Genomic DNA, 18,200 nt, shown 5'->3' with positions numbered 1-18,200 from the left:
ACACTCCTCGCCGGGGTCCGCTGCGCAGAAGATTGCGAATGTCACCCTGAGCGCTTCGGCGGAGGTGGCAAAGATTGATCCGCCCTGCCGCATGTGCTCGGTTCATGGCATCGGCGATGACCGCCGATACCCCGTTTTTCCTCCCGAGAGACCCAGACATGACACCTGACGACACCTGCACCGCCTCGGACCGCGCGGCGATTGATGCGGGCCTCGCCCTTGCCACAGGGCAGGATTACTGGAGCACCCCCGCGGTCGAGGCCCTTGGGTTGCGGTCGCTGCGCTTCGCGGATGGCCCGCACGGGCTGCGCCTGCAAAACGACGAAAATCCCGATCACCTTGGTCTGGAACGGTCACTGCCGGCGACCTGCTTTCCGCCCGCGGTAACGCTGTCCTGTTCCTGGGACGAGGCTCTGATCGAGGAGGTCGGTGCCGCGCTCGGACGCGAAGCCGCTGCCGCCGGGGTCGACGTGATCCTCGGGCCGGGCCTCAACCTCAAGCGCAGCCCGCTCTGCGGCCGCAACTTCGAATATTATTCGGAAGATCCGTTGCTGTCTGGCACCCTCGCCGGGGCAGCCGCCCGCGGCATCCAGAGCACTGGCGTGGCCGCCTGCCTGAAGCACTTCGCCGCCAACACCCAAGAGCACGACCGGCACCGCGTCTCGGCCGAGATCGACATGCGGACGCTTCGCGAAATGTACCTGCGCAACTTTGAGATCGCCTTCGAAACCTCCGGTGCGTGGTCCCTGATGACCTCCTACAACCGGATCAACGGCACCTATACCTCTGAGGATTCGTGGCTGCTCGGCGATGTGCTCCGCGATGACTGGGGCTTTGATGGGCTGGTGATGTCGGACTGGGGCGGCGTTTACGAGCCTGTCGCCGCCTTCAACGCCGGCGTCGATGTCCGCATGCCCGGCCGTCCGCAGGACACTCGGGTGCGTGAGGCACACGCCGATGGGCGCGTTTCGGACGCGCGGGTAGAACAGGTGATCGAGCGCATGCGGCTGCTCGCGGCGCGCACCGCCGACAAGCCTGTCGTACCGGTCGAGCCCGAGGCGCAGGATGCGCTGGTCCGCCGCGCGGCGGCGGCGTCCGCCGTGCTGCTTGTCAATGATGGGACCCTGCCGCTCGATCTGCGTGCGGGACTGAAGGTGGCGGTCATCGGCGAGTTGGCGCGCAAGCCGCGTTATCAGGGCGCGGGCAGCTCGCGGGTCAATCCGCGCCGGATCAGCACCGTCCTCGACGTGCTGAGCGCCGCCGCGACACAGGCCGGTGCAGAGGTGGACTTCGCGCCGGGGTACACGCTGCAGGAGGATCCCGCCCAGCCGGAGCTGATCGCGTCGGCCCGCGACGTGGCGGCAAAGGCGGATGTGGTCATCCTGCTGCTGGGGCTTCCCGAGGCCTACGAGAGCGAAGGTCGCGACCGCAGCCACATCGACTTGCCGGAGCAGCAACTGGCGCTGATCGAGGCGCTGCGCGATCTCGATGCGCCGCGCGTCGTGGCCATGTGCAATGGCGCTGCCGTCACCACCGCGGGATGGCGCGACGACGTGCAGGCCATCGTCGAGTTCTGGCTGACCGGCCAGGCGCATGGCGAAGCGATCACCGATGTTCTGACCGGCGCGGTGAACCCCGGTGGCCGTCTGTCCGAGACGATCCCCAAGAAGCTGGCCGACACGCCGAGCTACCTCGACTTTCCGGGCGACCACGAGATCGCGCGTCATGGCGAGCGCACCTTTGTCGGCTACCGGTGGTACGACGCGCGCGAGATCGAGGTGGACCATCCTTTCGGTCACGGCTTGTCCTACACCAGCTTTGCCTATGAAGACCTTGCCGTCGAAGTGATGCCGCTGGAGGATGAGACGGCCTTCCGGCTCTCGGTCTCGGTCCGCAACACCGGCGCGCGATCCGGCAGCGAGGTGGTGCAGCTCTATGTGACCACGCCCGCCGGGTTCCTCACGCCCGAGCGCGAGCTGCGCGGTTGGGCCAAGGTGGACCTTATGCCCGGCGAAGTGCAGCGCGTCGAGATCGCCGTGACGCGCCGGCGGCTGGCCCATTGGCACGAGGCGGCCAACGACTGGGTGTTTGCGGGCGGACAGTTGACGCTGCACGTCGGCGCGTCGTCGCGGGACATCCGGCTCACCAGTGCCGTCACGGTGCCCGGCCATCCGCTGCGGCTTGTGCTGGGCAAGTATTCCTCGCTGGGGCAATGGCTCGACCACGACATTATGGGACCGCGCCTTGAGGGTCTGATCGCCGAGCGCGGCGGATTCCGTGGGCGCATCGCCGATCTCATGGACGATCCCGCCGGACGCGAAGGCGTTTGCGATTGCCCGCTGGCGTCGCTGTCGGAGTTCCCCGGTGTCCCGCTGGTGCCCGAAGACCTCGACGCCCTCTGCGAAGAGGCCGCGGCGCTCGCCTGAGCGCCGCCTTCCCTGCATCGAAACGGCGCGTCTTAAGAACGGCTAAGGGCCCCTTACGGGGCCCTTTCTTCCGTGACTGTACCTGCGTTCAGCGCAGTGCGAACTGCTTGACCAGTTCGGGGTCCTGTTCCAGCGACGACAGCCAGTTGGTGTCGAGCTGCGGGATCGAGGAGATCAGCAGGCGCGAGTAAGGATGCTCTGCCTTTGCCGTCATGTCGCGCGCGGCCAGCGCCTCGACGACCTCGCCCTTATACATCACCAGCACCTCATCGCAGATCGCCTCGACCGTCGAAAGATCGTGGCTGATGAACATGTACGACAGGTCCAGCTCGCGCTGCAGTTCCTTCAGCAAGTCGATGATCGCGGCGGCGACGACGGTGTCGAGCGCCGAGGTGATCTCGTCGCAGAGGATCAACTCCGGCTCAGCCGCAAGCGCGCGGGCGAAGTTGACCCGCTGCTTCTGACCGCCAGAAAGTTCGCCCGGAAGACGGCGCCGGATCGCGGCGGGCAGCTGCACCATATCGAGCAGTTCGATCACCCGGCGCTCCCGCTCGCGGCCCTTGAGGCCGTGATAGAACGTCAGCGGGCGCCCGAGGATTGCGCCGATGGAATGCGTCGGATTCAGCGCGGTATCGGCCAACTGAAAGACGATCTGGCTCTTGCGCAGCTCTTCCTTCGAGCGTTTCGCGAGGTCGGGCAGCATCTCTTGCCCGTCGATCAGCACGTCGCCGCGATAGGGTGGCAGAATGCCCGCGATGGCCCGCGCCAGCGTCGACTTCCCCGAGCCGCTCTCGCCGATGACGCCGAGGTTGCGCCCGCGCTCCAGCCGGAAGCTGACATTCTTCAGAATCTTCGCCTGAGGCTCGCCGTTGCGCATGTGCCCGTAACCGGCACAGAGATCGCGGACCTCGATGATCGGACGCGGACGGGCCTCTTTCGATGCCGGGCTCGCGTGCAGCTTGGGTTCGAAGGCGGACAGCAGTTCGCGGGTATAGGGATGGGTGGGCGCGTGCATGATCTGCTCGACGTCGCCCTCTTCCTGCACCTCGCCGCCCTTGAGCACGATAATCCGGTCGGCGATTTGGGCAACGACCGCGAGATCATGGCTGACGTAGACCCCCGAGGCCCCGCTTTCGGCCATGGCGCCCTTGAAGGCACGCAGCACCTCGATTTGTGTGGTCACGTCGAGCGCAGTGGTCGGCTCGTCGAAGATCACCAGATCGGGGCTGCCGATCAGCGCCATGGCGGCAGACAGGCGCTGCAACTGCCCGCCGGAGACCTGATGCGGATAGCGGCTGCCGATGGTGTCGGGGTTCGGCAGCGCCAGCGCGCGAAAGAGCTCGACGGCGCGGGCTTCGGCCTTGGCGCGGGGCATCAGGTCGTGGATCGTGGTGATCTCGATCACCTGATCCATGATCCGCTTGGCCGGGTTGAAGGCGGCGGCCGCGGATTGCGGCACATAGGACACCTTGGTGCCCCGCAGCGCGGCGCGCTGGCGCTCGGTCATCGCGGTGATCTCGGCAGAGCCGAGGCGGATGGTGCCGCCGTCGATTTCGCAGCCGGTGCGCGTGTGGCCCATCAGCGAAAGCGCGATCGTGGTCTTGCCGGAGCCGCTTTCACCAATGAGCGCGACCATTTCGCCGGGCGCGATATCGAAGGAGACGCCCTTGATGATCTCGACGCGGCGGCCGCTGTCGGTGGTCGCGCCGATGCGCAGGTCGGAGACGGATACGAGAGGTTCGGTCATCATTCGCTCCTGTCGCGGATCTTGGTGGGCAGGTTGTCGATGAACATGTTCACCGAGATGGTCAGCGTGGCGATGGCGATGGACGGGAAGATCACCGCCGGCGCGCCGAAGCTCATGCCTTCGATGTTCTCACGGACGAGACCGCCCCAGTCCGCGTTCGGCGGCTGCACGCCAAGGCCGAGGAAGGACAGGCCCGAGAGCACCAGCACGATGAAGATGAAGCGCACGCCGAGATCGGCCAGCACCGGGCCGAGGATGTTCGGGAAGATCTCGCGGCTGATGAGGTAGAAGGTCGTCTCGCCGCGGGCGCGGGCCACGGTCACATAGTCCATCGTATTGACGTTCACGGCGAGCGCGCGGGCATAGCGGTAGGCGCCGGGGATATAGATCGCGGCCAGCGTCAGGATGAGGATCGGGATGGAGGAGCCAAGGGCGGCAACGCTCACCAGCCCGAAGAGCAGCGAAGGAATGCCGTTCAGCGCATCGAGCAGGCGCGACAGCACCATGTCGAACCACCCGCCGATGACGGCGGCGACCATACCCAGCAGGACACCGGCGGTGACGGTGATGAACACCGCCGCCAGCGAGATGCCCACCGTGTAGCGCGCGCCCATCAGGATGCGGGAAAACACGTCGCGCCCGAGGTAATCGAGACCGAACCAGTACTCCGCGGACATCGGCGTGAAATAGTCCCAGCCGACGATCTCCCCCGGAGGATAGGGCGCCACGAAGGGACCAACGATGGCAATCACCGCCCAGAACAGGATCATGGCAAGGCCGATGCGGCCAACGATGTTGAAGCGGTAGCCGAGGCGCGCCGGTGTGGGCACGCGGGCGAGAAGGGACGTTCGAGCGGTCATTTGCGCAGCCTCGGGTTGGAGAGGATGGCCACGATGTCGGCAAGGGTGATCAGCGAAAGGTAGCTGACGCAGAAGATCATCGCGCAGGACTGGATCAGGGGCAGGTCGCGGGTGGCGACGGCATCCACCATCAGCTTGGCGACACCGGGGTAATTGAAGATCGTCTCGACGATGATCACGCCGCCGACGAGATAGGAGAGCGACAGCGCCACCGCATTGGCGATCGGCCCGATCGCATTGGGCAGCGCGTGGCGCAGCACCATGCGCGACCGCGAGGCCCCCTTCAGGAGCGCCATCTCGACATAGGGCGTGTTGATCGTCTCGATCACCGCGGCGCGTGTCATGCGGATCATCTGGGCCGAGACGCCGATGGACAGGCTGATCACCGGCATCGCGTAGGCCTTCAGCAGCTCACCCCAGCTTTGGGCTTCGGCGCTCGACAGCGACAGCGCAGGCAGCCAGCCCAGCCAGACGGCGAAGACCAGCACGGCGAAGGTGGCCAGCATGAATTCCGGCACGGAGATGATCGAGATGGTGAAGATGGAAATCACCCGGTCCAGCGCCGAGCCGCGGTACATCGCCGCCAGAATGCCCAGCGTCAAGGCCACGGGCACCGAGATCATCGTGGTTATTCCGGCCAGCTTCAGCGAGTTCACCAGCCGCCCGCCGATCAGTTCCGAGATCTCTATCCGGTTGGCGTAGGAGGTGCCGAGGTCGCCTTGCAGGAAGCCTGTCAGCCAGTTGACGTACTGCTGGATCGCCGGCTCGTCCAAGCCCATCGCCGTGCGCAGGCCAGCAACGGCCTCGGGGGTGGCGGCCTGCCCAAGCAGGATCTCGGCCACGTCGCCGGGCAGCAATTGGCAGGCGAAAAAGACGGTGAGCGAGATGATGAAAAGCGTCAGCAGCGCCAGCGCGAAACGCTGGACGACGTAGAACCAGGGCAACAGGGATGGGGCCACGCGGTGCCTCCTCGTGCGGGGTGGTAGGGAGCGAAAAGGGCCAACGGCCCTTTTCTGCGGTAGGCAAACGCCGAGCCCGCAGGGGCCCGGCGGATTGGGGTCAGTCCTTGAGCCAGACGTACTCTGCGAAGGCAAAGCCCATCAGGCCGCCCAGCGGGTTGGCCTCGAGGCCACCGACCTTCGAGGAAACACCATCGACGTTGGCCATGAAGGCGGGGATGACGGTGCCGGCCTCGTTGGAGACCATCGCCTGCATCTCGTGGTAGATGTCCGTCCGCTTGTCCTCGTCGAGCAGGCCGCGGGCTTCCACCAGCATCTTGTCGAACTTGTCGGACGCCCAGTGGCTTTCGTTCCAAGGCGCATTCGAAGCGTAGAGCAGCGAGAACAGGATGTCGGGGGTCGGGCGCGGGTTGATGTGGCCGAAGTGGATCGGCGCCTTCAGCCAGTAGTTCGACCAGTAGCCGTCCGACGGCACGCGGTCGACGGTGAAGTTCATGCCGATCTGAGAGCCGGCCTGCTGCATCACCGTTGCCATATCGACCGAGGAGCCGGCGGCGTCGGAGGCGACCAGCGGGATCTCGGTGCCCAGGACGCCCGCCTTTTCGAAGTGGTGCTTCGCCTTTTCAGGGTCGAACGCACGCGGCTTCAGCTCGGCGTTGTAGTATTTGCTCACCGGCGAGACGGGCTGGTCGTTGCCGATGTCACCAAGACCGCGCAGCACCGACTTGTGGATCAGTTCGCGGTTGATCAGTGCCTTCATGCCCTCGACGAACTCGGCTTTCGAGCCGGGCTCCATGTCGAGGCGGATGTTCATGTCGGTATAGTTGCCGACGGTCGTGGTGCTGGCCCAGACCGCGTCGGAAGTGTCGAGCATACGGGTGGCGCGGGGGCCGACGGCACCGGCAAGCTGGATGTCGCCCGACATCAGCGCGTTCACGCGGGCGGTGTTGTCGGCGATGGCGATGAACTCGAAGCTGTCGAGGTAGGGGCCCTCGTCCTTGAAGTAGTTCGGGTTCTTGGTGCCAACGGATTTCACGCCGGGCTCGAAGACTTCGCAGACGAAGGGGCCGGTGCCGTTGGCGGTGGAGAAATCGGTGGTGCCATCGGCGATGATCATAAAGTGGTGCAGCGCGAGGATCGTCGGCAGGTCGGCATTCGCCTCGGAAAGCTCGATGCGCACGGTCAGATCGTCGACCTTGGTGATCGAGCTCATCTGCTGGGCAATGGAGTGCACCTTGGAGCCCGTCGCTTCGTCGAGGTGGCGCGACAGCGAATAGACGACGTCCTCGGCGGCGAGGGTCTTGCCGTCGTGGAACTGCACGCCGGACTTCAGCTTGACGGTCCAGACCTTTGCATCATCGGTGGTGATGTCGTCGGCCAGTTCCATCTTCAGCACACCGCCGTCGGCAAGGAAGGTCAGGCGGTTGTAGAAGGCGCAGATGCGGGCGTAATCGGTCGACAGTGAGGCTTTCGCCGGATCCAGCGTGTCGGCGGTGGAGGCGGACCAGCCGGCGGCGCGCAGCGAGCCACCATAGACCGGCGTCGCGGCCACGGCCTCGGACGCGCGCAGCAGCAAAGAGCCACCGGCAGCGGCGGCGACACCCGAAGACATCAGCATCTTCAGCAGGTCGCGGCGGGTCGCGCCGCGGCGGATCGCATCCTCGATGCGGGCGTCATCGCGGCCCGTCCAGTTGCTCGGGATCCAATTGGTGGGTTTGGTCATGTCGTCAGTCCCTGTTGCGGAGGCATCCCGGGGGAGCGGCCTCCTTTTTTTGATCTTATCCCCGTTCCGGGGGCGGAGAAACGGTTGGACGATCTTCGCGCCGTCTCGACCGTCGCGAGGCCGCCGCGCGAGACCTGCGCGACGGCCGAAGGATCAGCCCTCGAAGGCATCCTCTGCGGCACACGCCAGTTCGATCAGCGCGTGGAAATGGTAGTCGGGCTCGGTGAATTCCTTCGGCTCGATGGTCCCGCCATAGCCGTTCTGCGCGTGGCGCCGCTGGATCCAGGCGTTGGTCATGCCCAGCTCGCGCGAGATGCCGATGTCGTGGTACTGGCTCTGCGCGGTGTGCAGGATGTCGTCCTTGGAGCCGCCGTCCTTGGCCACATAGTCGAACACCTGCTGGAAGTACTCGGGGTTCGGCTTCTCGCAGCCGGTGTCGTCGGTGGTGAAACCGGCCCAGAACGGCTGACCCAGCTTTTCGGCGTATTTCTCGAAGGCCCAGCGGCGGGCGTTGGTCATCGCGATCAGCTTGTAGCGGGCCTTGAGCTTGGCCATCGCCTCGGCGCTGTCGGGGAAGGGTTTCGCCTCACCCACCGTGTCGATCATCAGCTGGCGGTAGTCTTCGGTGTCGGGCAGGCCAAAGGCGGCGGCGATGCGCGAATAGCAGCGGCCCAGATCATCGGGGAAGAGGCCCGCGCCCGGCTCGTAGCGCGCGTCGCGGTAGACCGAGAGCGCCGCCTCGCCGTCCACGTCCACGCCTTCCTTGGCGGCGATGGTCGCAAGGCCTTCCTTGATAGCCCCCTCGAAGTCGATCAGCGTGCCGACCACGTCGAAGGTGACGTAGCTGAAGGCGGTCAGGGGTTTCACTGCGGTCTCGGTCGCCATCTGGCGCGGTCCTTTCTGTCAGGTGCCAGCAGAAGGGTGCGGCACGTCCGGGGGGTGACCCGTCGGGTCTGTCTGGTCCGGCAGCGGGGAGTGCGCCGGGTCCGCGGGCGGCTGAGGAGAGAGGGAGCGCGCCTCGGGACATCCTCAGCATCACCGCTCCGGCGCAGTGGCGGATGCTAAATCCCGCCCGCAGACGGCAGAAAGTTGCGAAATCTCGGGCCCGGCGGCATATCAGTCCAAGTTGCGTCATGAGCCGTGAGAACGGCGATTTATGCCAAAATCGGCCCGAATATGCCCGTTTCGCGGGCAAAACCCGCGGTGCGCGCCCCACAATCGCGGGGCCGCGCGCGCATCGCGTGCCGTCCATACGGCACGGCGTGCTGCACTTGCCGCGCAATAGCAAATTTCCTGCGGCGAGACCGGGGAAACCGGCACATGGCTTGGCAGAAGTTGCGGCATCCTGCGCCAAGACAGCTGAGCGCAAGGATCGACGGCATGAAATATTCCTCCTACTGGCATGACACCGCCCCCGTCTTCACGGCGGGGCAAACCGGCCCGGTGGCGGGCCGTGTGGACGTGGCGGTGATCGGCGGCGGCTTCACCGGGCTGAACGCCGCGCGCAAGCTGGCGCGGGAAGGTGTCTCGGTGGCGCTGCTTGAGGCAGGCAGCGTCGGCTCTGGTGCCTCCGGGCGCAACGGCGGCCACCTCAACAACGGTATCGCCCACGGCTATGCCAGCGCGAAGGCGCATCTCGGCGCGGAACGGGCCCATGCACTCTACAAGGCCTATGACCGCTCCATCGACATGATCGAGGATGTCATCTCAGAGGAGGGCATCGCCTGCGACTTCCGCCGCTCGGGCAAGCTCAAGCTGGCCTCCAAACCTTCCCATGTCGCCGGGCTGCGCGCGAACTTCGAAACGATTCACGCCGAGGTTGACAGCGCGACCCGCTGGATCGACCGCGCGGATCTGCCGTCAGAGGTCGGCTCCGAGGCCTTCCACGGCGGCATGCTCTACGAGAAAACGGCGATGATGCACATGGGGCGCTACGCGCACGGGCTGGCCGAGGCCGCCGCGCGGCACGGCGCGCTGATCTGGGAGCAGGCTCCGGTCACCGGGCGCAGCCGCAACGGCGCGGGCTGGCTGCTGGAGACCCCCAAGGGCACCCTGCAGGCCGAGCGGGTGATCCTTGCCACCGGCGCGTATTCCGGCCAGCACAAGGGCGCAAAGCTGGGCTATTTCCGGCGCCGCATCATCTCGGTCGGATCCTTCATCATCGCGACCCGCCCGCTGACCGATGCCGAGATGGCGCAGGCCCTGCCCGGCGACCGGACCTATGTGACCTCGATGAACATCGGCAACTACTTCCGCCGGTCGCCCGACAACCGCATCATCTTCGGCGGGCGCGCCCGCTTTTCAGCCCGCTCCGACCAGCAGTCCGATGCCAAGTCCGGCCAGATCCTGCACCGCGGTTTCGCCGAGATCTTCCCGCAGCTGGCCGACATCGAACTGGACTACTGCTGGGGCGGCCTCGTGGACATGACACAGGATCGCTACCCGCGCGCAGGCGAGGCGGAGGGCATGATCTACGGTATGGGGTTTTCCGGACATGGCGCGCAGATGACCACGCTGATCGGTCAGGCGCTGGCCGATATGGCGATGGGCCGCACGGACACGAACCCGCTGGCCGGCATGGACTGGCCGCCGATCCCGATGCACACCGGAACACCCTGGTTCCTGCCGCTGGTCGGCCAGTGGTTCGCCCTCAAGGACCGTTTGTCCTGAGGCGCATCACTCCAAGAAAAGGGCCGCCGTTCTTTCGAAGGCGGCCCATTTGCATTCGTCGATAAGATCAGCGGCGTCGTCAGCCGAGCGAGTGGGTCGCAAGGCCGTAGACCTGAGCCCCGGTTGTTGCCCGTCGCGCAGGACCGCGGCGCATCTCGGTAACCGTGTCGTAGACCGCCAGGTTTGCTGCGGACAGAAGCGCGCGGAAGGCCTCATGCGCCACCGGCGCGTCGACGCGGACGAACGCCCCCTCAGAGGCATGGATCAGCGGCGCAGCAAGCTGCTCGGCCATCGCGTCGTCTTCGGCCACGAGCGGTCCGATGACGACACCGCGCCCAAAGGGACGCTTCAGCGCGAAGCCGCGGATTTCGCCGTCGCGCACCGCCACCAGCCCTTCTGACCGCCGCAGCAACGCGTCGAGCGCCACCGTCCTGTCGGCCCCATAGGCCGCCGTATCCAGCTGGCGTACTGCGTCCAAGTCACCCGCCTCCAGCGGACGGATTAGCAGGCCTGGCACCGGTTTTGGCGCGGCGACGGCGCTGGCAAAGCCCTGGTGCTGCGCGATATTGCAGACAGGCTCCATCCCGGCAGAAGCATAGAAAGCGCGCGTTGCAAGCGTTGCGGTGATGCGCAGATCGCGGCCTTCGCAATCCTTCAGGACCCGCTCCAGCAGCCGCCGCCCCGCACCATTGCCCTGCAGCCGCGGCGTGACGATCATCATGCCCAGCATGGCGAAGTCCTCTCCCATCGGGAAGTACATCGCCGAGCCCATCGCGCGACCGATCTCGTCATGCGCAATGTACCCCTGCCCCAGCTCGAGAAAGAGCTCGATGTCCCGCCCGCGATGCGGCCAGAAGACGCTGACCGCGAGTTCATGCAGGTGCGGCAATCTCTCTGCGGTCACCGGGCTGATGGTCGCACGGAAGGTCTCGAGTAAAAGGGGGGCGTCCTCGGGCGGGGCGGAACTGTTCTCGCTCAACTTGATCGGTCCATCTGGTTGTCGGGCGATGCGCCCGCTCGGGAGATTTAAGCCCACTATCAAGCAAGGCCAGCAGGGAATTCCACCAAATATCCCGCGCTGTCGAAACTTTATGCTGTTCTGCCCTCAGGGTTTCGACCGAGCGGCATAGCCGGCGCAGAAGATTGCGTGGCTCGGCCCCAAATCGGCAGGCGATGCCGTGTGGGGCGCGCATTCAGTCCCCGCGCGGCACCTTGCAAGTGCGACACATGCATATGACCCAAGATGCTGCGGAGCCCCGGATGCCCCTCCTCCTTCCTCTCGACACCGCCCCCACCTTCGCCCCGAAGGAAGCCGATGCCGCGCCCGATCGGCTGATCGAGGGCGCGCCTCACTACAAGACGTGGGAACTTGACACCGCGCTCTCCGAGGCCGCCCGTTGGGGCAAGGTCCGTACCGGCATCTGGGAGGCCACACCCGGCAAGACCATCTCGCTGAAGGGCGAGACCTTCGAGTTCTGCCACATCCTCTCGGGGCGCTGCACGATTTCCGAGGACGGCGGCGAGAGCCACACCTTCGGACCCGGCGACAGTTTCATCATGAAGCCTGGCTTCATCGGCACCTGGCACACGCTGGAAACCGTGAAGAAAATCTTCGTCATCGCCTCCTGACCCCCTCCTGACACAGAGATCAAAATGCTGACCAATTCCCTTGTCGAGCTGGACCGCCAGCACCTTGTCCACCCCGTCTCGTCCTTCCGAGGCCATGAGGCGCGCGGCGTGCGCGTGCTGCGGTCGGCATCCGGCGCCACCGTCACCGACGCCGAGGGTCGCGAGCTGATCGACGGCTTCGCGGGCCTGTGGTGCGTCAACGCTGGCTACGGTCATGAAAGCGTGGTCGAGGCCGCCGCCGAGCAGATGCGCAAGCTGCCCTATGCCACGGGCTATTTCGATCTGGGTGCCGAGGCGCCGATCCGCCTTGCCGCCGAACTGGCCGAGCGCAGCCCGGGCGATCTCAACCACATCTACTTCAGCCTCGGCGGCTCGGACGCGGTGGACAGCACGATCCGCTTCATCCGCTACTACTGGCACGCGAAGGGCCAGCCGCAGCGCGACCAGTTCATCTCGGTCGAGCAGGGCTATCACGGCTCCACCACCATGGGCGCTGGCCTGACGGCGCTGCCCGGCTTCCACGAAGGCTTTGGCGTGCCCTACCAGTGGCAGCACAAGATCTCGTCGCATTACATCTATCGCAACCCGCTGAAGACCGAGCAGGAGATCATCGACGCCTCGGTCGCCGAGCTGAAGGCCAAGGTTGCCGCCATCGGTGAGGACAAGGTCGCCGCCTTCTACGTCGAGCCCATCCAGGGCTCGGGCGGGGTTCTGGTGCCGCCGAAGGGCTGGATCAAGGCGATGCGCGACGCCTGCGCCGAGATGGACATCCTGTTTGTCGCCGACGAGGTGATCACTGGCTTTGGCCGCACCGGTCCGCTGTTCGCCAGCGAAGAGGAAGGCATCGTGCCCGACCTCATGACCACCGCCAAGGGCCTCACCTCGGGCTATGTGCCGATGGGCGCGGTCTTCATGCGCGATCATGTCTATGAGACCATCGCCGAGGGCGCGGGGGCCAAGGCAGTCGGCCATGGCTTTACCTATTCGGCGCATCCGGTCTCTGCCGCCGTCGCGCTGGAGGTGCTGCGGCTCTACGAGGGCGGTCTGCTGGAGAATGGCCGCAAGGCCGGGGCGCGGCTCATGGCGGGGCTCGAGACGCTGCGCGATCACCCGCTGGTCGGCGATGTGCGCGGCCGCGGCATGCTGGCCGCCGTCGAGTTGGTCACCGACAAGGAAAAGAAAACGCCGCTGCCCGCCGCCGTGCAGCCCGCCACCCGTCTCTTTGACCGGGCATGGGAACAAGGGCTCATCGTGCGCAGCTTCGCGCAGGGCATCTTTGGCTACGCACCGCCGCTCTGCTGCACCGAGGCCGAGATCGACGCCATCGTCGAGCGCACCCGCACCGTGCTCGACCTGACGCTGGAAGACCCGGAGATCCGCGCGGTTCTCGCCTGATGGCGCTGCTCTTTCTCTCTACGCCACAGCGCGCTGCAGTCTGGCAGCCGCTCTTCGCTGCGGCAGGGGAAGAGATCATCGTGGGCGAGGCGGCGGTGACCGACCCCGCCGCGATCACCCATCTGGTGTGCTGGGTGCCGCCGCAGGATCTGCGGCGCTACCCGAACCTGCGGGTGGTGATCTCGACCGGCGCGGGGGTCGACTACATGCCCCCGATGCCCAAGGGCGTGCAGCTTGCCCGCACGCTGGCACCGGGCATCGAGGAGATGGTCCGCGACTGGGTGGTGATGGCCACGCTGATGCTGCACCGCGAGATGCCGATCTATCTGGGCCAGCAGCGCGAAGGCCGCTGGCAGAACCGCCCGGTGCCGCTGGCACGGGGCACGCGGGTCGGAATCATGGGCATGGGGCGGATCGGGCAACTGGCCGCTGAAACCCTGCGCGGCATGGGCTTTGACGTGGCGGGCTGGTCGCGCTCTGGCCGCGCCGTGGCCGGGGTCGAGGTCTATGGCGCGACTGGCATGGAGGACTTCCTTGCCCGCAGCGAGATTCTCATCTGCCTGCTGCCGCTTACCGCCGAGACGCGCGGCCTGATGGACGCGAATTTTTTCGCAAAGCTGCCCCAGGGCGCGAAGCTGGTCCACGCGGGGCGCGGCGCACAACTCGACATGGCGGCCTTGAAAGAGGCGCTCGACGCGGGCCAGCTTGCGTCGGCGATGCTCGACGTCACCGATCCCGAGCCGCTGCCTGAAGACCATTGGGCCTGGGCCGATCCGCGCATCGTCATCACCCCGCATGTGGCCGCCAGCACCGACGCGCGCGAGGGCGCGCAGCACGCGCTCGCCGTGGTCCGCGCGTCCCGCGAGGGCACGGAAATCCCCGGCTTCGTGGATCAGACACGGGGTTACTAACCCCCCTCTGCGGGGCGCGGGACGAAACCCGTGTCAGACTTTGTCGGCGAAGAGATGCGTCAGCGGCATTTGCGTCTTGCTGAAGGGCGTCTTCATCACCACGAAGCTGAAGTATTTGTCGATCCCGATGTTGCGGTCGATCAACCCCTCGATGATCGTCTGATAGTCGGAAATCGAGGCGGCCACGAATTTCGCCAGGTAATCATAGCCGCCCGACACCAGGTGGCACTCGACACAGCACTCGACCTCCTCCAGTGCTTGCTGGAAGCGGGCAAAATCGATCTGCCGGTGGTTGCTCAGCGTGAACTCGGCGAACACGATCAATGTCTCGCCAAGCTTGGCCATATCGATCTGCGCCGCGTACCCGGTGATGTAGCCCGCCTTTTGCAGCTTCTTCACCCGCATCAGGCAAGGCGACGGCGATAAATGCACAAGATCGGCCAGTTCGACGTTGGTGATACGGCCATTCCGCTGCAACTCGGCGAGAATCTTCAGATCGATCCGGTCGAGCTTGTAGCGGGTGGTCATAGGTATTGGTCCTTGCAGTCTGCGCGCTGTGCTCATCTTGTGAAGGGCAGAGCCGCCCTCAAGTCAACCGTATTCGATCTGACGTCATTTCCCAGTGCCACGAGGGTCGGGCAGCATTGGCGCAAAGTTTCACACTCACACTGGTCATGCCGGGACGCAGCGGAACGGCGCAAAGAACAGCTCTTTGATCAGCTCGGGCTCGCAGGCCGTCGCCACCTCGATCATGGGCCCGTAGGTGGCGCGCCGGGTTGCGCCACCTTCGGGCCCTTCGAGGACAGCCTCGACCGGCGTCCGGATGAAGCCCAGCAAATCCGGCATCACCGCAGCCATCACGGTCAGCGGATCATGCAGCCCGCAGCCTGCCTGCCCGCGCGCCGCGTAGAATGCGAGATAGAACCTGCTCATCTCCTGCAGGAACGGCCCATGCGCGGGATTGATCTGCGCCAGCGTCTCGAAATCTGCGGCGTCGAGCAGCACCCGGTTCGTCACGTCGAGCCCGATCATGCGGATCGCCGCGCCGCTCTTCAGCACGAGGTCGAGCGCATGCGGGTCGTGATAGGCATTTGCTTCGGCATACGGCGTCACATTGCCCGGCACGTCCAGCGCCCCGCCCATGAACACGATCCCGGCGAGGTTTCCGGCAAACTCCGGATCGAGCAGCATCGCCTTGGCGATATTGGTCATCGGCCCCACCGGGCAGAGCACCAGCTCGCCGCGATGCTGCCGCGCCATCCGCACAAGGAAAGCGGCGGCGCTCTCCTCCACCTTCGTGCCACGGGCGTCGATGGAGGTCAGTTCGCCGAACCCCTCGGGTCCGTGTACGTGGTGGCTGGGCTCGATCGGCCCGTTGACCAGAGGTTTGTTCTCCCCCTGCGCCACCGGGATGTCGAGCCCCGCCCTTTCCACGAGGTGCAGCGCGTTGCGCGTGGCCTGCCGGGCGGTGACATTGCCAAAGACCGTCGTCAGCCCCAGCAGCTCGATCCCGGGATGCGCCGCGGCGTAGAGGATCGCCATGGCGTCGTCGATGCCGGGATCGGTGTCGATGATCATCTTCATGGCGGTCAGTCCACGTCCAGCGTGTCGGGCTTGAGACCGCCGTCATCGCCGAGCGCGTAGTCCACCTGCAGCAGCCGGCCCTGGAAGTCGGGGCGCTTGCGCTGCGCGGGATCGACCGGTTCGGGATGGCTCGAGCCGAAGCGCAGCGGCGAGAGCGAGAGCCGCAGCAAGGTCTTGGGGAACAGGCAGGCGCCGGCCTCCTCGCCATCGATCAGCAGACGTCCCCGCCCTTCGAGAGTGCCGGTCTTCTCGAACTCGAAGCACAGCTCGCTGCGGCCCACGGGCAGTTCGCGGTCGGACACCAGGCGCACAACCTGCGTGCCAGCGGCGTTGTAGACATAGACCAAGCGGTTGTCGCAGATGTCGAGCGCGTAGCCACCGTGGCAGTTGCCGAAACAGACCAGCGCGCCCTCCATGTCGGGCCGGTCCCGCTCGACGGTAACGGTGATCCGGTGCGAGCAGTCCTGCGTCATCGGCGCCGCTTCGGGCGGAATGGTCGAGATCGGCGGGTAGAAGCTGTAGGCGGTGCGCCAGCGCGGCGCGCCCGGACGATAGGGCGGACGGAACAGCACGTCGCTGTCGTCGAGCGGCATGACGCCGTAGCGCCCGGCCTCGGCCCACCAGCGTTCCTTCAGTTCGGTGAGCTTGGCGGGCATCTCCTCCGACAGATCGCGGGTTTCCGAGAAATCCTCGTCGAGGTGATAGAGCTCCCAAGCCTCGGTCTCGAAATCCGTGCCTGCCTCGTGGCGGGTGACCGCCTTCCAGCCCTGATGCCAGATGCTGCGGTGGCCATACATCTCGAAATACTGCGTGGTTTTGCGGGTCTCAGCGTCGGGCGCATCGAAGGAATAGGCGAAGCTCTCGCCATGCACCGGCATCTGCGGCACGCCCTTGATCGTCTCGGGCGCCTGCATGCCGCAGATCTCCAGAACGGTCGGGGTGATGTCGGTTGCATGGGTGAACTGGCTGCGCACCTCGCCCTGCTGCTCCATGCCCGCAGGCCAGGACACGATCATCGGATCGCGCACGCCGCCGCCATGGGTAAAGCTCTTGTAAAGCTTGAGCGGCGTGTTCGAGGCCTGTGCCCAGCCCCAGGGATAATTGCCGAAGCTGCGCGGGCCGCCGATGTCTTCCAGCTGCTGCGCCGAAACCGCGTAATCGTCGGGGATCTTGTTGAACCAGCGCAGGACGTTGGTGGTGCCGTCAGGATCGCAGTCGATCGAGGCGCCATTGTCCGAGATCAACACGATGATCGTGTTGTCGCGCTGACCTGTGCGGTCGAGGAAGTCGAGGACACGGCCAAAGCTCTTGTCGGTGTGATCGAGGAACCCTGCATAGGCCTCCTGCATCCGCTCGGCGACCTCGCGCTCTTCCGCCGACAGTTCCTCCCAGGCGCGCACGCCGGGGTTTGCCGGCGGCAGGTCGGTGCCCTCGGGCACGAGGCCGGTCGCCTTCTGCTTGGCGAGCCTGCGTGTGCGCTCCTCGTCCCAACCATGGGCGAAGGCGCCGCGGTAACGCTCCATCGCCTCCTTCGGCGCCTGATGCGGGAAGTGACCCGCGCCATAGCACAGGTAGAGGAAGAAGGGCTTGTCGGGCCAGATCGCCATCTTGTCGGACATGAAGCGCACGGCTTTGTCCGCAAGGTCGTCCGACAGGTGGTAGCCCTCTTCGGGGCTGGCGGGGGGTGTGGCCGAATGGTTGTCCTCGAAAAGCTCGGGATAATACTGGTCGGTGCCGCCGTTCATGAAGCCATAAAAGCGGTCAAAGCCGCGCCCCAGCGGCCACTGATCGAAGGGGCCCGCCGCGTTGGCCTGCTCGGTCGGCGCAAGGTGCCACTTGCCAACCGCATAGGTGGCATAGCCCTGCAGCCGCAGCATCTCGGCCAGCGTCCCGGCCTTATGGTCGATCGCGCCGCGCCCCGAGGGCCAGCCCATGTCGGCATTGGCCAGATAGCGCATGCCGACCGAATGGTGGTTGCGCCCGGTCAGCAAACAGGCGCGCGTCGGCGAGCAAAGCGTCGTGGTGTGGAAATTGCTGTAGCGCAGGCCGCGGTCGGCCAGGCTGTCGAAATTCCGCGTGTCGATCGACGAGCCGAAGCAGCCCAGATCCGCGTAGCCCACATCATCGAGCACCACATAGATCACATTGGGCTGGCCGGCGGGTCCGGTGGGGATCGGCGCATAGGCGCGCGTCGATTCATGGTGGGTCCGGCCGATGAGCGGCTGCGGGTCTTGGGTCATCGGAAATGTCCTTGGAAAGAGAGGCGGCGCGGCCCGCTCGGGTGCCGCGCCGGAAG

At 65.9% G+C, this 18,200-nt stretch carries 14 protein-coding genes; 5 read left to right on the top strand and 9 right to left on the bottom strand.

Annotated features, from left to right (window positions below):
- Positions 1-158 precede the first annotated feature (158 nt).
- Positions 159-2,426, top strand: coding sequence for a glycoside hydrolase family 3 C-terminal domain-containing protein (locus ACXAD2_RS05935; RefSeq protein WP_475168080.1), 2,268 nt, complete (start codon positions 159-161; stop codon positions 2,424-2,426).
- A gap of 88 nt (positions 2,427-2,514) precedes the next feature.
- Here ACXAD2_RS05935 and ACXAD2_RS05930 read toward each other — a convergent pair whose 3' ends face one another.
- From ACXAD2_RS05930 to ACXAD2_RS05910, 5 genes are all read right to left on the bottom strand, one after another.
- Positions 2,515-4,173 (bottom strand): ABC transporter ATP-binding protein, encoded by a 1,659-nt coding sequence (locus ACXAD2_RS05930; RefSeq protein ID WP_475168078.1) that lies wholly within the window; start codon positions 4,171-4,173, stop codon positions 2,515-2,517.
- Positions 4,173-5,033 carry an ABC transporter permease gene (locus ACXAD2_RS05925; RefSeq protein ID WP_475168076.1) on the bottom strand — a complete coding sequence of 287 codons (861 nt, stop codon included), beginning with the start codon at positions 5,031-5,033 and terminating at the stop codon, positions 4,173-4,175. The genes ACXAD2_RS05930 and ACXAD2_RS05925 overlap by 1 nt, the downstream gene beginning before the upstream one ends.
- The gene (locus tag ACXAD2_RS05920; RefSeq protein ID WP_224901129.1) at positions 5,030-5,992 is read right to left on the bottom strand and encodes an ABC transporter permease; all 963 of its coding nucleotides are present in this window, start codon (positions 5,990-5,992) and stop codon (positions 5,030-5,032) included. Before ACXAD2_RS05920 ends, ACXAD2_RS05925 begins: the two co-directional genes overlap by 4 nt.
- Before the next feature lie 100 nt (positions 5,993-6,092).
- Complete coding sequence (locus tag ACXAD2_RS05915) at positions 6,093-7,715, bottom strand: ABC transporter substrate-binding protein (RefSeq protein WP_475168072.1); 1,623 nt, start codon at positions 7,713-7,715, stop codon at positions 6,093-6,095.
- Positions 7,716-7,868: 153 nt separating this feature from the next.
- Positions 7,869-8,600, bottom strand: coding sequence for an HAD-IA family hydrolase (locus ACXAD2_RS05910; RefSeq protein WP_475168070.1), 732 nt, complete (start codon positions 8,598-8,600; stop codon positions 7,869-7,871).
- A 495-nt stretch (positions 8,601-9,095) separates the two neighbouring features.
- On the opposite strand from ACXAD2_RS05910, the gene ACXAD2_RS05905 reads away from it, so the two are divergent.
- A complete protein-coding gene (locus ACXAD2_RS05905) occupies positions 9,096-10,385 on the top strand; it encodes an NAD(P)/FAD-dependent oxidoreductase (protein ID WP_475168069.1) in 1,290 nt (429 codons plus the stop codon).
- Between the two features lie 79 nt (positions 10,386-10,464).
- Here the strand turns inward: ACXAD2_RS05905 and ACXAD2_RS05900 are convergent, their stop codons facing one another.
- Positions 10,465-11,364 carry a GNAT family N-acetyltransferase gene (locus tag ACXAD2_RS05900; protein ID WP_475168066.1) on the bottom strand — a complete coding sequence of 300 codons (900 nt, stop codon included), beginning with the start codon at positions 11,362-11,364 and terminating at the stop codon, positions 10,465-10,467.
- A gap of 281 nt (positions 11,365-11,645) precedes the next feature.
- Between ACXAD2_RS05900 and ACXAD2_RS05895 the strand changes: the two genes are divergently transcribed.
- Genes ACXAD2_RS05895 through ACXAD2_RS05885 form a run of 3 tightly spaced genes read left to right on the top strand, consistent with a single transcriptional unit; the run spans position 11,646 to position 14,320 of the window.
- Positions 11,646-12,014, top strand: a complete 369-nt coding sequence (locus ACXAD2_RS05895) for a cupin domain-containing protein (protein ID WP_475168064.1) — start codon at positions 11,646-11,648, stop codon at positions 12,012-12,014.
- Between the two features lie 24 nt (positions 12,015-12,038).
- Complete coding sequence (locus ACXAD2_RS05890) at positions 12,039-13,409, top strand: aminotransferase class III-fold pyridoxal phosphate-dependent enzyme (protein ID WP_475168062.1); 1,371 nt, start codon at positions 12,039-12,041, stop codon at positions 13,407-13,409.
- Entirely contained in the window at positions 13,409-14,320 is a 912-nt protein-coding gene (locus tag ACXAD2_RS05885) for a 2-hydroxyacid dehydrogenase (protein WP_475168059.1), read from the top strand. The genes ACXAD2_RS05890 and ACXAD2_RS05885 overlap by 1 nt, the downstream gene beginning before the upstream one ends.
- Positions 14,321-14,353: 33 nt before the next feature.
- Here the strand turns inward: ACXAD2_RS05885 and ACXAD2_RS05880 are convergent, their stop codons facing one another.
- The 3 genes from ACXAD2_RS05880 to ACXAD2_RS05870 all read right to left on the bottom strand — a co-directional run bounded on the left by ACXAD2_RS05880 (position 14,354) and on the right by ACXAD2_RS05870 (position 18,144).
- Positions 14,354-14,848, bottom strand: a complete 495-nt coding sequence (locus tag ACXAD2_RS05880) for an Lrp/AsnC family transcriptional regulator (protein WP_475168058.1) — start codon at positions 14,846-14,848, stop codon at positions 14,354-14,356.
- 144 nt (positions 14,849-14,992) lie between these two features.
- A complete protein-coding gene (locus ACXAD2_RS05875) occupies positions 14,993-15,904 on the bottom strand; it encodes a nucleoside hydrolase (RefSeq protein ID WP_475168056.1) in 912 nt (303 codons plus the stop codon).
- A 5-nt stretch (positions 15,905-15,909) separates the two neighbouring features.
- Positions 15,910-18,144, bottom strand: a complete 2,235-nt coding sequence (locus tag ACXAD2_RS05870; protein ID WP_475168054.1) for an arylsulfatase — start codon at positions 18,142-18,144, stop codon at positions 15,910-15,912.
- Positions 18,145-18,200: the final 56 nt, after the last annotated feature.

The organism is Salipiger sp. ABN3_019 (assembly GCF_056158605.1).
The sequence above is the reverse complement of the archived record's forward strand: the minus strand, read 5'-3'. Positions and strand labels throughout refer to the sequence as shown.

Coding starts and splice junctions, on each gene's coding strand:
- ACXAD2_RS05935 (WP_475168080.1), top strand. CDS start 159: ATGACACCTGACGACACCTGCACCGCCTCGGACCGCGCGGCGATTGAT.
- ACXAD2_RS05930 (WP_475168078.1), bottom strand. CDS start 4,173: ATGACCGAACCTCTCGTATCCGTCTCCGACCTGCGCATCGGCGCGACC.
- ACXAD2_RS05925 (WP_475168076.1), bottom strand. CDS start 5,033: ATGACCGCTCGAACGTCCCTTCTCGCCCGCGTGCCCACACCGGCGCGC.
- ACXAD2_RS05915 (WP_475168072.1), bottom strand. CDS start 7,715: ATGACCAAACCCACCAATTGGATCCCGAGCAACTGGACGGGCCGCGAT.
- ACXAD2_RS05910 (WP_475168070.1), bottom strand. CDS start 8,600: ATGGCGACCGAGACCGCAGTGAAACCCCTGACCGCCTTCAGCTACGTC.
- ACXAD2_RS05905 (WP_475168069.1), top strand. CDS start 9,096: ATGAAATATTCCTCCTACTGGCATGACACCGCCCCCGTCTTCACGGCG.
- ACXAD2_RS05895 (WP_475168064.1), top strand. CDS start 11,646: ATGCCCCTCCTCCTTCCTCTCGACACCGCCCCCACCTTCGCCCCGAAG.
- ACXAD2_RS05890 (WP_475168062.1), top strand. CDS start 12,039: ATGCTGACCAATTCCCTTGTCGAGCTGGACCGCCAGCACCTTGTCCAC.
- ACXAD2_RS05885 (WP_475168059.1), top strand. CDS start 13,409: ATGGCGCTGCTCTTTCTCTCTACGCCACAGCGCGCTGCAGTCTGGCAG.
- ACXAD2_RS05880 (WP_475168058.1), bottom strand. CDS start 14,848: ATGACCACCCGCTACAAGCTCGACCGGATCGATCTGAAGATTCTCGCC.
- ACXAD2_RS05875 (WP_475168056.1), bottom strand. CDS start 15,904: ATGAAGATGATCATCGACACCGATCCCGGCATCGACGACGCCATGGCG.
- ACXAD2_RS05870 (WP_475168054.1), bottom strand. CDS start 18,144: ATGACCCAAGACCCGCAGCCGCTCATCGGCCGGACCCACCATGAATCG.